Raw genomic sequence first — 13,530 nt, 5'->3', positions numbered from 1 at the left:
AGGGCTGATGACAGAGCGCATACTTGTTGTTGATGATGAACAGATTATCCGCGAATCGCTTGGGTTTGTTCTGAAGAAGGAAGGATACCAGGTCGAAGAAGCTCCGAACGGAAAGGAGGCGCTCGCGAAACAGGAGGCACGGCCGTTCGATGTGGTCATCTCCGATATCGAAATGCCCGAGATGCGCGGCATGGAGCTGCTGGAACACATCACCAAGCGGACGCCGCAGACGTTTGTCATCATGATCACGGCGTTCGCGTCGATCGAAACAGCGGTGGCAGCACTGAGAAAGGGAGCGTACGACTACGTTCTTAAACCGATCGACTTCGACGACATTCTGCACCGGGTCCGCAAGCTGCTTGATCACAGGGCGCTGTCGCTGGAAAACTCGCTTCTTCGGCAGGAGATTAACCGGACGTACGATTTCGACCAGATCATCGGTCAGAGCCAGAGCATGAAGAACGTGTTCCAGATCATCCGGACCGTGGCCGAAAGCGACGGGACGGTGCTCATCACGGGAAAGAGCGGGACGGGGAAGGAGCTCGTCGCCCGCGCACTCCACTACAACAGCAGGCGGAAAACGAAACGGTTCGTTGCTATCAACTGCGGCGCAATCGTTGAGACGCTGTTCGAGAGCGAACTCTTCGGTCACAAGAAGGGGTCGTTCACGGGAGCGACGACGGACAAAGAGGGACTCTTCAAAGTAGCCGATGGTGGAAGCGTGTTTCTCGACGAGGTGAGCGAAATCCCGTTACACCTGCAGGTGAAACTCCTACGGGCCATTGAACAGAAGGAGGTCATCCCTGTCGGGTACACTGATCCGATGACGACCGATGTGCGAATCATCGCGGCGACAAACAGGGACCTTCGCCAGGAAGTGGAGAACGGAAAATTCAGGGAAGATTTGTTCTACCGGTTGAATGTGGTGGAGATCGATCTCCCTTCGCTTGCCGAAAGAAAAGAAGACATCCCGCTCCTGTGCCAGCATTTCCTTGAAGCCTTCAGAAAGCACATGGGGCGGCCGATCCAGGGGATCTCCAACGAGGCAATGAGCGCGATGATGCAGTACCAGTGGAAGGGCGAGGTCCGCGAACTGGAGAACGTGCTCGAGCGCGCGGTCATTTTCTGTGACAAGGAATTTATCGGTCTTGAGCATCTGCCCGAGTACTTCCGGATGATGACCTCGCAGCACGCGGCGATGCCGGCAGGAGGGCATCAGACTCTGCGGGATGCGGTGAAGGCATTCGAGCGGACGTACATTGAACAGGTCCTGACGCAGCACGACAGAAACAAAGAGGCGACGGCGCAGGCGCTTGGCGTCAGCTTGTCATCGCTCTATCGCAAAATGGAGGAACTCGAAATTCCGACACGATGAGTTCCAGACCTCGGCCATTGAGGAAGAAATGCTTGCCTTTTGACAAGTTTTCCGTCTTTTTTTCCTCCTTTCTAATCTTTGAGAATTCCCTTCTTCCCCCCTTCCCAATAGTAAGCAAGCGGCAAATCGCTCCCCTAGAGTGATGGCCATTTTTGCGAAAATTCGCACGCAAGCGGACGCCATGCATATTTTTTCTGGTGGCACGTTCCTTGCATTTTCGCAAATGGGATAATTTCACATCCCTGCACCGAAGCTACTACCAGACTTGAAACCCAGGAGGAAACAATGGAGCGAGCTAGAATGCAACAAGAGGGGTTAGTTGCGGGTAATCTGAAAGAATCCGTCCGCACATATGAACGTGCCTTGATCATCGATGCGCTGCGCGTCAACGGCAATGACAAACGCAAAGTTGCAAAGCTGTTAGGAATCAGTCTCTCATCGTTGTACAGGAAGCTGCGCGAACTTTCGATTGAAGATACCGAAGAAGGTCACGAGGCCGAACACGCGGCCGAAATGCATCCCGCGATGAACTAGGAAGTTGGCATTTGTTTCATTGATGCACCGGTCGCTGGGGGAAAGTTATTGGTGCATCGCTGCTGCAGTTAAAGGAGTACTGTCTATGAAACCGGGCTGGTGGGTTGCCGGAATACTCGCTGCCTTAGCTGTTGGGGGAACGTTGTTGTATCTTCGCCGACTTGGACTGGATGAAGGGGAAGGACCGTATTTCGTCGAGAACGAAAGCGCGTTGAAGAATTTTGGAGCATTCCCGCATGAGGTGCCTGAGGACGAATTTGAGGGCGTGAACTTTATTTTCTGAGTTCCCGGTTTCAAATCCTCTCAGAAACGAGTGATCTACAGAGCGAATCGTGTTCTCTTTCCCGCAATACCGTTCGCGGGAGGAGAGCCAATTCCCTTGGAAACATCAATAAGAAGAATCTGCCCACAGGTGTGCTTTGCATTCGCATGAGAGCCTTGCTGCCTGTGGGCGTTTTTTTTGCCAGACCATCTTGCGGATCCGCCTGCAGGCAGGAACGATGGCTATGCCCGAGCGGTTTGCGTCATTCGTATGAGCCCGTGATTGTCGGCCCGAGAATCTTCCGGCGAATATCCACCATGTCCCCAAAGAGGAATTATGGCCGTCCAAAAGAACGAACTGGCAGAACACATGGCAGACCTGACTTACGAGCTGCTGGAGAACTGCCAACTGAAAATCGAACGCACCGCGGAAAAGCTCAATCTTACGGTGGCTGAATTCAAGCTCCTCCGCTCGTTGCAAGAGGACGAAATGCTCTCGGCCGGGGCTTTGGCGAAGAGGATGAGTCTTTCCAGCAGCCGCATTACGCGCATCATTGACGGGCTCCTCAAGAAAGGAATGGTGAAAAAGGAGGCAGGAGGCAATGACCGGAGGATCGTCGACATCGGTTTGACCCAAGTTGGTATCGCTTCTCGCTCGCAGCTCAAAGCAATGTACGTATCTGTGCACGAAGACATCATCAACCTTCTCCCATCGGACGCGGGGGAATCAGTCATACAGGCAATGGAGAAACTGCGTCAGGCAACCCAGGAGTGGGTCAAGGAATAGTCCCGCTTCACTTCTTCACGGCCATCTTTTTTCCGCAGGCCGGTTCGCGGCCAGGATCCTCAAACTTCAGTTCACCACCTTATTGTTCTCCCCGTACGCCCCCGGAAAGCCACAAAGGCACCGTCTGCCAGAGTCCAGTGAGCTCCCTTCGCGATTCCTGCCATAAGAATTCAAACGGATCATCGAATCAAAAACAGTAATTTAGGTTTTGTCTGGAGGATGGAAATCGATGAATTCTGTTGAAATTGCTGGATTTCATTGGCTAAGGTGTGCAACAATTCGTCGGCACGCTTGTTGAAAACATTCAGCAGTGATACTGAATACCGGCTGATATTGTTGAACTTTTCAACGGACAATCCGGTCGGGATCGCTTTTTTGAAGAATTCCAGGCATCAGGGTTTCTCCAGAATTCGGAACTACGACTGCTTCACATTAGCAAAGATGGGAATCTGTGACCGAAGTTGCCATACGATCGACAAATTCATTTGATTTCAGCCCAAAAAGATGCTTTGATTTTTCGCGTTTTTGGCACACGAGTTGCCGTTCCCAAACATACGAATGACTGACTTGCCGGCTCTCGCTGAGCTGAATCACAGAAATTGACGATGTAACGGTTATGTTGAACGAAAGACCCCTCAATACAACGAAGCTCCAAAATACTTCACAGGGAGGTACCATGAAGAAATTTCTACTTGGCTTATCCATCCTCGTCGTCTTGATCTTCGTTCTGGCTGTGCCCGTCCTTGCACAGACTCAGACTGCCAAGATCGATATCGTAGGTGTGCCTGACAGGTTCAAGTCAGCAAACAAGAACCAGGCAACGACAGGCCTCAAGTCAGTCGGAGTCGGGAGCCGCGTTGTGTTGGCTCCGAAGGCCCTCTCCGGATTGGGAAACAAATACACGGACACATTGGTTGTTGTGAACAGCGCGACGTGGACGTTGACAAGCCCGTATGGCGTCTCGAAGCCGATTCAGGACACTGCAGCGGGCCTCAACGGTAAAGTAGTGTATTTCGTTGCTGACACGGTTGGCGATTGGACTGTGACGATGACGGCAACAACACCTCTCGGTGCTGCCGCTTCGGTGCAAACGAAAATCGTCGCCGCCAAGTTCATCGGCGCCGGAATCTCGATGACAGCGAACCAAAACGTCCCGATGGGTTGTGCGTGCCACCTCGTGAACCCCAGTCAATTCACCTCATGGTCAAAGACGAATCATGCTACAGCCGTGAAGCGCAAAGTCACGATGTAGCGAAGGCGGAGAATTTCACAACGGTTCCGACGAATGCACCTGGCGTGTTCGACACGTTGGTGACGAAGTACCCCAAATCGATGGCACGAACAGGCATCCAGTGCGAAAATTGCCACGGACCAGCCGGACAGCACATCGCGGCCTTCCCGCAAGCCGGGAACAACAAGCTTGATGAGACGTTGTCGTCTGAAGTTTGCGCACCGTGTCACTTCTCGAGCGACCGGCATGGTATCGGTTATGCGTGGAGCGCATCTGCTCACGCGATTTCCACAACCGAAACCGAGCGTCAGCCTCAATACACGTCCCGCCCCGTATGCGCACGCTGCCATACGTCACAAGGATATGTCAATGAAGTTATCGGTGGAAAAGCCCAGCCGGTCCCGGCAACGACAGGTCTGCTGGTGTACAATGACCCGATGCCAGTCGGCTGCGCCACCTGCCATGATCCGCATGACGGATCAAATGAGAAACAGCTCCGTGCGAAGACCGTCGGCGATGTTTGCATCGGTTGCCACATCACACGCATGAGCAGCCGCGGCCTGCACACCGCACATCAGGGAACGATGTTGATGGGCACGAACACTGCTCCGTTCACGATGGACGTGGCAAACGCGTACCTTAAGGCTCCTTCCGGTTCAGTGCAGCAGAACGACGCTGCGGTCGGCACATGGGGTGGATGGGAACTCCCGGGTTATATGTATGAGAATTCCTCTCACAGCGACATCAAAGAGCGTTGCGCGGTGTGTCATATGGCCAGCTCACCATCATTCCTGGCCTCCGCGGCATCAAACTTCACCAAGCCCGATACTATGATGACGAAAATGGGCGGGCACACGTTCAGAGTTGCATATGATAATACCGTCGGCGGTGTCACCACGACGATCCTCAATCCCACAGGTTGCGAGGAGTGCCACGGTAAAGCCTCGATCGAGTTTGTGGAATTGACAAAGGGGAAGACGGACAAGTTGCTGGCGGCATTGTATGCAGCACTGCCGAAGCGGGATACGATCGTCAGCGATATCAACCCCACCGGCACGCCGATTCTCTTTACCGACACAATCACGTGGCAGAACAACTCAAAGCTGCCGGTGACGTCGAAGCGCAAGCTTTCAGTTGTCGAGCGCGCAGCTGCCTACAATCTGCAGTTCGTTCGGAACGATGGCAGCGGTGGCGTCCACAACTACAATTACACGAAGGGCCTTCTCACCTCCTCGCTCGAGCAGGTGAAACTCGGCGCCGGAGCATCCTCAATCTCCTCGATCAAGGACGTACCGGTTGACAACGGCAAAAAGGTCCAGGTTGTGTGGACCGCATTCCCGGCTGAGATGTATAGCTTTGGCCAGGTAATCAACTACGGCGTGTGGAGAAAAGATCCTATCCTGCCCAGTCTGAACTCTATTAAGAAGGTTGGCAGCTTCACGGAAATGATGAGCACGACGAGCCAGGGCGGCCAGGTTGTCATGGGCGGAAGCGTCTGGTCGTACGTAGGCGCAGTTCCAGCATCGGGGATGGCGCAGTACTCATTCCTTGCTCCGACGTTGTTCGATTCTACGAAGACCTCTGGTCAGCGTTGGACGGTGTTCTACGTCGCCGGCTACACGAAAGACAACCAGGTCATGTATTCCAGCCAGCCCGACAGCGGATACTCGGTGGATAACCTCGCACCGATGGTCCCTTCAGGTCTGAACGCAGCGTTCAAACAAAATGCTGTCACATTGAAGTGGACAGCGAATGTTGAGAGTGATGTGTACCAGTACGCAATCTATCGTGGAACGACAGCGACCTTCAACCCGGCAGGCACCACGCCGGTGGCGAAGGTCCGGACACCTCTCTATCAGGATCCGGTTTCCCAGAGCGGCGTGACCTACTATTACAAAGTCTCTGCACTTGATGTCGCCGGCAACGAAAGCGGCTATGCAAGTGTCAGCGTCTTGACCGATGTGGAAAACGGCAAGAGCGTTCCGACGGAGTTTGCACTGAATCAGAACTATCCGAATCCGTTCAACCCGTCTACCGAAATCGCGTTCTCGGTGCCGAAACAGACTGCGGTGAAGGTCGTGATCTATGGCTTGTCCGGTGAGGTTGTTGCGACGGTTGTGAACCAGACGATGTCAGCCGGTAACTACCGCGTCACGTGGAATGGCAAAACCGACGACGGTCGTGCCGTGGCAAGCGGTGTCTACTTCTACCATCTGCAGGCGGAAGGATTCACCGCGACGAAGAAAATGACATTGCTGAAGTAATCTGATCACCGTTGCCCCGCCCGAGCCGGGCGGGGCAACGCTTAGTGACAAAGGAATTTTGTGTCGCACCTCAAATCGAATACCCAAGAGGGAGGTTGTATGAAGAGATTTCTACTCACCGCTACAGTGTTGGTTGTTCTGATCTTCGTTCTGGCCATGCCGGTTCTTGCGCAGACCCAGACTGCCAAGATCGATATCGTAGGTGTGCCTGACAGGTTCAAGTCAGCAAACAAGAACCAGGCAACGACAGGCCTCAAGTCGGTCGGAGTCGGGAGCCGCGTTGTGTTGGCTCCGAAGGCCCTCTCCGGATTGGGAAACAAATACAGCGACACGACGGTTGTTGTGAACAGCGCAACGTGGACGTTGACAAGCCCGTATGGCGTCTCAAAGCCGATTCAGGACACGGCAACTGGACTCAACGGTAAAGTGGTGTATTTCGTTGCTGACACGGTTGGCGATTGGACTGTGACGATGACGGCAACAACACCTCTCGGTGCTGCCGCTTCGGTGCAAACGAAAATCGTCGCCGCCAAGTTCATCGGCGCTGGAATCTCGATGCAGTCCACGCAAGCCGTTCCCACCGGTTGCGCATGCCATCTTGTCAATCCGTCTAATTTCACAACATGGTCGAAGTCGAATCATGCTACAGCCGTGAAGCGGAAAGTCACAGAAACAGGTGGACACTTTTCCTTCAGCTGCTTCTCGTGTCACTCCGTTGGGTATGATGGATTGACAACGAGCGGCAATGATGGATGATGTAGCGAAGGCGGAGAATTTCACAACGGTTCCGACGAATGCACCTGGCGTGTTCGACACGTTGGTGACGAAGTACCCCAAATCGATGGCACGAACAGGCATCCAGTGCGAAAATTGCCACGGACCAGCCGGACAGCACGTCGCAGGCATGCCGGTCGCGGGCAACAACAAGCTTGATGAGACGCTGTCGTCTGAAGTTTGCGCACCGTGTCACTTCTCGAGCGATCGGCACGGCATCGGTTATGCGTGGAGCGCATCCGCTCACGCAATTTCCACAACCGAAACCGAGCGTCAGCCTCAATACACATCCCGCCCCGTATGCGCACGCTGCCATACGTCACAAGGATATGTCAATGAAGTTATCGGTGGAAAAGCCCAGCCGGTCCCGGCAACGACAGGTCTGCTGGTGTACAATGACCCGATGCCAGTCGGTTGCGCCACCTGCCATGATCCGCATGACGGATCAAATGAGAAACAGCTTCGTGCGAAGACCGTCGGCGATGTCTGTATCGGTTGCCACATCACACGCATGAGCACCCGCGGCTTACACACTGCACATCAGGGAACAATGCTGATGGGAACCAACACCGCTCCGTTCACCATGGACGTTGCGAACGCATACCTCTTGGCCCCATCCGGATCAGTCCAGCAGAACAGCGCTGCGGTCGGCACGTGGGGTGGATGGGAGCTGCCGGGCTATATGTATGAGAATTCCTCCCATAGCGATATCAAAGAACGTTGCGCGGTGTGTCATATGGCCAGTTCGCCGTCATTCCTGGCCTCCGCGGCATCAAACTTCACCAAGCCCGATACCATGATGACGAAAATGGGCGGGCACACGTTCAGAGTTGCATATGATAACACCGTCGGCGGCGTCACCAAGACCATTCTCAATCCTACCGGATGCGAAGAATGCCATGGCGAGGCCTCGATCGAGTTTGTGGAATTGACGAAGGGGAAGACAGACAAGTTGCTGGCAGCATTGTATGCAGCACTGCCGAAACGGGATACGATCATCAGCACGATCAATCCAACCGGCACGCCAATTCTCTTTACCGACACAATCACGTGGCAGAACAACTCAAAGATGCCGGTGACGTCGAAGCGCAAGCTTTCAGTTGTCGAGCGCGCGGCGGCCTACAATCTGCAGTTCGTGCGTAACGACGGCAGCGGCGGAGTTCACAACTACAACTACGCAAAGGGACTGCTCACTTCTTCACTGGAGCAGGTGAAACTCGGCGCCGGAGCATCCTCAATCTCCTCGATCAAGGACGTGCCGGTTGACAACGGCAAGAAGGTCCAGGTTGTTTGGACCGCCTTCCCGGCTGAGATGTACAGCTATAACAAGGTTGTCACGTACGGCGTCTTCAGAAAAGACCCGATGCTCCCGAGCCTGAATTCAATCAAGAAGGTCGGAAACTTCACGGAGCTGATGCAAACGACAGCGGTCGGTGGATCGGCCCTTATGGCTGGAACCGTTTGGACGTATGTCGGCTCAGTCCCTGCGTCTGCAATGCAGCAGTACTCGTACGTGGCTCCGACGATCTTTGACTCAACGAAGACTTCCGGCCAGCGCTGGACGACATTCTACATCGCCGGATATACGGCAGCGAATACCGTGGCATTCGCAACTCAGCCCGACAGCGGATACTCCGTGGACAACATCGCCCCGGCATCTCCGGCAGGGACGACCGCCTCGTTCCTGAACAACGTGGTCAACCTCCAGTGGAAGGCGAACGAGGAGAGCGATATCGCAGCATATGCAGTGTATCGCGGAACGACACCGAACTTCGATCCGGCCGGCACAGCTCCGGTGGCGAAGGTCACAACGCCTCTGTATCGGGACGCAGTTTCCCAGAGCGGCGTTGCGTACTACTACAAGATCTCTGCAATCGACCAGGCCGGCAACGAAAGCGGATACGCCGCTGTCAGTGTTGTCACCAGCGTCGAGACCGGGAGCGGAATTCCGACAGTGTTCGCGCTGAATCAGAACTATCCGAACCCGTTCAATCCGTCTACCGAAATCGCATTCTCGGTGCCGAAGCAGACGCCTGTGAAGATCGTTATCTATGGTCTGTCCGGAGACGTGGTTGCCACCGTCGTCAATCTGACGATGTCGGCAGGCAACTACCGTGTTACCTGGAACGGCAAGACCGATGATGGTCGCTCAGTCGCCAGCGGTGCATACTTCTACCATCTGCAGGCAGAAGGATTCACTGCGACGAAGAAAATGACATTGTTGAAGTAATCAATCGGTTCATTAGGCAGGAGTTCTCAGGCGGATACCATAAGCGTCTGGGAACCCTGCCTTTGTATTTACTCTCAGCCCACGAGTTCTTGCAGGCGGGGAAACCACTTGACGGCAGGCTTTCTCGTGGGATTTCTTCTTTTGAGAAATTGAGAAAGCAGTTATTGGAATTCGGGAAAACAGTTGACAGCAAGCAACTCTCAAAGCCATAAAACAACGCAGGCTGGGTACTTACAGTCTGTCGGCGATGAAAATCTCAACGGAATCAAGGTGGCATACATCTTGAGCGGTTTACTCAGAGAAAGTGAGATCGATGGTCGCCATGAGAACAATTCCAGCGGAGAGTACCTTTCGGGAGGGCCTCTTGCAGCGTGAAGCACAGAAGAAGGTTCTGGTTTTCAGTCCTGACGCCGCGCTGGCGAAGAGCCTTTCACTCTTGCTGGAAGACAAGTATGAGATTGCATGCGAGACGCAGCTTGACAATCTGAAGACCGCCCTCGGCAAAGCATCCCCTGCATTGCTGCTGGTGGATCTCTTCTCGTTCCCTTCCGACATTCTCAAAGAGGTCACCGTTCTTCGGACGAGCAAGCTCAAGATTCCTGTCGTTCTTCTTCGTGTGTACCGTCAGCTTTCCCCGGAGATTGAAGAAACGATCAAGGACCTTGCGGATTTTGTTTTCTACAAGCCGTTTGATGTCAACGCCGTAGCGGATGCCGTTCACAAGCTTCTCGACGGACAGTCCTGAGTGGACGGATTCGCGCTTTTCGCTGTTGCCTCCTCAACTCTCTGGAAGGAGGGCAGGCACCGTGACAAGCGTTGCAGATTTGAGCCGGATCAAGCTTGCCATGCTTCGCCAGCTTGATTTCACCCTGCGTCAGAACTACCACCAAACCCTCGTCGAAGTCTTGAACGAGCTCCGCATGAGGAGCGTTGTTTCCCAACCCGATCCGTCCCCCGACAAAGTATTCTCGGTGATCCTGCAGACCCACTTGCTGACATACAAACCTTCACGCTCAGTTCAGCAGCTGAGGGAAGCGCTGGAACGAATGGCGCGCGGAAAATTCGGATTGTGCGTCCGATGTGGCAGAGAGATATCGGCTGAGGCGCTGCTCCGTGATCCGACGCTGCCGTGCTGTGCGCTCTGCCAGGGAAAAGCGAACGACTAGAAGCGCGATTGAAAACCCGTCATTTGCCACGAAGGCACTAAATCACAAAAGAAGAAGGACGCTGAAAAGTTGAGTTTTCATACACCTTGGTGTCTTTATGCGCCAGAGGCGCATGAGCCTTTGGCTCGGTGATTTGGTGGCGCCACTTTCCGACCGGCTCTCTAGCAGGATGTTGAAAAACAAACCGCGAAGCACGCCAAGAACCGCAAAGGAATTGTTGAGAAATTCTCCTCGGCCGAAATTTAAAATATTTGGCGCTCTTGGCGGCCTTGGCGGTTCATCTTTGGATTTGAAACTTGAATTTCAACTACCTGCTAGGGGAGTACGGGGCAACAGTATCCTGAACAACAGCTCTTCGTGATTCTCGGTGGGAAGGTGGATTTGACGTCCCCCGAGTTTGATCCTCTCATCTCTCATTCCTCCCGCTTGATGGATTCACCGAAGGTCGCTCCGGCACGTCTGTAGGAAGCGTTGGCGCAAGAAATCCCAATGATTGGTGAGTTTATTCACTTTCCCCAATCTGAGAACCACCGCATTCTTGTTCTCGCCCGGGAGAATGGGCCAACTCATATTGATCGCGTATGTTGCTATTTGTTAAGGTTTTTGACTTCTTCCAAATTGTCATTGCTGGCACGAGAGTTGCGAGTTTTCAGTTGAATATATATGCTTTTCTCAAGTGTTGATAAATTCAGCAGTTAGAAGATCCAAGAAAATGGGAACCCATTTCAACATTCTTCGGGCTTTTTTCTGGTTGGTCGTGATTGGCCTTGCAGCCACGAGTGCTGCGGCACAGACGAAAGAAGACTGTCTCGCTTGTCACAGCGACTCATCGTTGGCGATGGAGCGGAAAGGGAAGCAAGTTTCTCTGTTCGTCAACGGAGGCACACTCGACAAGTCGACGCACCGCAAGTTGGTGTGTGTTGCATGCCACTCCGGATTCGATGCTCAGAACGTTCCGCACAAAGAGAAAATAGAGCCGGTTAAGTGCCTCACGTGCCACAAGGATGCTCCGCTGAAGCACCAGTTCCATCCTCAAATGAATCTCACTGCAGGGGGCAAGGGGGCCGGTTCAGGTTCATGCACAGATTGCCACGGTACTCACGACGTTCACTCTCCAAAATCTCCCGACTCGAAATTTCACTCCGCGAAGTTGACTGAGTTCTGCGGATCGTGCCACAATGAGGTGAAGCAGACCTTCTTGCGGTCGTCACATGCTCATGCCCAGGCATTGGGTATTCAGGGCGCTCCAACGTGCATCGATTGCCACAAGAATCCCATCGTGCACGTGACAGCGGCTCAGGACACGACGCAGCTCAAGATTGCCCAGGACAAACTCTGCCTTTCCTGTCACCTGGATGATCCGAACGTGAAGGCAAGGATGTCTCCGACGGCGGGTTTCATCTCCGCATACGATGCGAGCGTCCATGGTTCAGCGCTTCAGCGTGGAAACGGAAAAGCTGCAAACTGCGTGGATTGTCACGGCAGCCATGAGATGAAGAAGGGATCGGACCCGACTTCACGCGTTGCCAAGGCGAGGATTCCTCAGACCTGTGCGCAGTGCCACGCCGAGGTGGCAAAGGCGTTTGAGTCAAGCGTTCATGGAATGGCAGTCAAGAATGGCGTCAACTCGGCGCCTGTGTGTACGGACTGCCATGGTGAACACAACATTCTCAAAACAACCGATCCTCGTTCTCCCGTCGCGGCTGCGAACGTTTCGAGTCAGGTCTGTTCGCCGTGCCACAGTTCGGTGAAACTCAACCAGAAGTACGGGCTCGCAAACGATCGGTTCAAGAGTTTCGCCGACAGCTATCACGGGCTTGCAGGTACTGCGGGGTCTGTTCAGGTCGCGAACTGCGCCAGCTGTCATGGCGTGCATGATATCAAACCGTCCAGCGATCCAACTTCCCGTATTAGCAAAGCCAATCTTATCAAGACGTGTGGATCGTGCCATCCCGGAGCGAACGAGAACTTCACTAAAGGTGCAGTCCACATCATCGCGACCGACAAGCAGGACTCTGCGCTCTACTACGTTTCGACGACCTACATCGTTCTGATCATCGTCGTCGTGGGCGGCATGTTCTTCCACAATGTGCTCGACTTCAGGAGAAAATCGAAGCGTCAGTTGATGTACCGGCGTGGACTGATCCCGCGGCCGCCGGTAGCACACCGGCTGTATTTGCGCATGTCGCTCAGTGAGCGGCTCCAGCACGCATCTCTCCTCACCAGTTTCATCACGCTTGTGCTGACCGGTTTCGCGCTTAAATATCCGGATGCATGGTGGGTCGCGCCCGTGCGCAACATGAGTCCTTTGATGTTCGAACTGCGCGGCATCCTGCACCGCGTTGCCGCCGTTGTGCTCGTGGCTGCGAGCTTGTACCATATCTACTATGTTTTCTTTGTCCCCCGTGGAAAGCAATTGATCCGCGACCTGCTCCCGACGCTCGACGATGCGACGGACGCCATCGGCGTCCTGAAGTACAATCTCGGCATCTCACGGGTGAAGCCGCAATTCGGACGATTCAGCTACATCGAGAAGAGCGAATACTGGGCGCTGATCTGGGGCACGGCCGTGATGGCAGCGACCGGGTTCATCCTCTGGTTTGACAACACGTTCCTCGGCATCCTTACGAAGACGTGGTGGGACGTCGCCCGGGCGGTCCACTACTATGAAGCCTGGCTCGCGACCCTGTCAATTATTGTCTGGCATTTCTACTTCGTCATGTTCAATCCCGATATCTATCCGATCAATCTCGCGTTTTGGAAGGGAACAATAACGGAAGAAGAGATGGAAGAGGAGCATCCGAAAGAGTTGGAACAAATCCGTCACGCCGAAATGAACGCGGCGTTGGCGAAGGAAATTGAATCAGAGAAAGCAGGGACAACTCCGCCAGAGGTAAAAAAGTAAGTC

Annotated in this window: 11 protein-coding genes; all 11 read left to right on the top strand. The window is 53.9% G+C overall.

From position 1 onward, the window contains the following. The first annotated feature begins 7 nt into the window (after window positions 1–7). Complete coding sequence (locus tag NTU47_10315; GenBank protein MCX6134192.1) at window positions 8–1,375, top strand: sigma-54 dependent transcriptional regulator; 1,368 nt, start codon at window positions 8–10, stop codon at window positions 1,373–1,375. Window positions 1,376–1,660: 285 nt separating this feature from the next. Continuing rightward, a complete protein-coding gene (locus NTU47_10310; GenBank protein MCX6134191.1) occupies window positions 1,661–1,909 on the top strand; it encodes a hypothetical protein in 249 nt (82 codons plus the stop codon). A gap of 85 nt (window positions 1,910–1,994) precedes the next feature. After that, window positions 1,995–2,192, top strand: a complete 198-nt coding sequence (locus tag NTU47_10305; GenBank protein ID MCX6134190.1) for a hypothetical protein — start codon at window positions 1,995–1,997, stop codon at window positions 2,190–2,192. Window positions 2,193–2,507: 315 nt separating this feature from the next. Then, window positions 2,508–2,957, top strand: coding sequence for a MarR family transcriptional regulator (locus tag NTU47_10300; GenBank protein MCX6134189.1), 450 nt, complete (start codon window positions 2,508–2,510; stop codon window positions 2,955–2,957). 676 nt (window positions 2,958–3,633) lie between these two features. After that, on the top strand, window positions 3,634–4,209 hold the full coding sequence (locus tag NTU47_10295; GenBank protein ID MCX6134188.1) for a hypothetical protein: 576 nt from the start codon (window positions 3,634–3,636) through the stop codon (window positions 4,207–4,209). Further along, window positions 4,158–6,452, top strand: coding sequence for a T9SS type A sorting domain-containing protein (locus tag NTU47_10290; protein MCX6134187.1), 2,295 nt, complete (start codon window positions 4,158–4,160; stop codon window positions 6,450–6,452). The genes NTU47_10295 and NTU47_10290 overlap by 52 nt, the downstream gene beginning before the upstream one ends. 99 nt (window positions 6,453–6,551) lie before the next feature. Next, window positions 6,552–7,208, top strand: a complete 657-nt coding sequence (locus NTU47_10285) for a hypothetical protein (protein ID MCX6134186.1) — start codon at window positions 6,552–6,554, stop codon at window positions 7,206–7,208. After that, on the top strand, window positions 7,198–9,456 hold the full coding sequence (locus tag NTU47_10280; GenBank protein ID MCX6134185.1) for a T9SS type A sorting domain-containing protein: 2,259 nt from the start codon (window positions 7,198–7,200) through the stop codon (window positions 9,454–9,456). The genes NTU47_10285 and NTU47_10280 overlap by 11 nt, the downstream gene beginning before the upstream one ends. Window positions 9,457–9,820: 364 nt before the next feature. Further along, window positions 9,821–10,201: a hypothetical protein gene (locus tag NTU47_10275; protein ID MCX6134184.1), complete on the top strand. Its 381-nt coding sequence runs from the start codon at window positions 9,821–9,823 to the stop codon at window positions 10,199–10,201. Between the two features lie 61 nt (window positions 10,202–10,262). Further along, window positions 10,263–10,622: a hypothetical protein gene (locus NTU47_10270; protein MCX6134183.1), complete on the top strand. Its 360-nt coding sequence runs from the start codon at window positions 10,263–10,265 to the stop codon at window positions 10,620–10,622. Between the two features lie 712 nt (window positions 10,623–11,334). Then, complete coding sequence (locus tag NTU47_10265) at window positions 11,335–13,527, top strand: cytochrome b/b6 domain-containing protein (protein ID MCX6134182.1); 2,193 nt, start codon at window positions 11,335–11,337, stop codon at window positions 13,525–13,527. Window positions 13,528–13,530 lie beyond the last annotated feature (3 nt).

The sequence above is a fragment of the Ignavibacteriales bacterium genome (genome assembly GCA_026390595.1).
In the GTDB taxonomy this organism is placed as follows: domain Bacteria; phylum Bacteroidota; class Ignavibacteria; order UBA10030; family UBA10030; genus UBA9647.
This window is presented reverse-complemented; position numbering and strand designations above follow the sequence as displayed.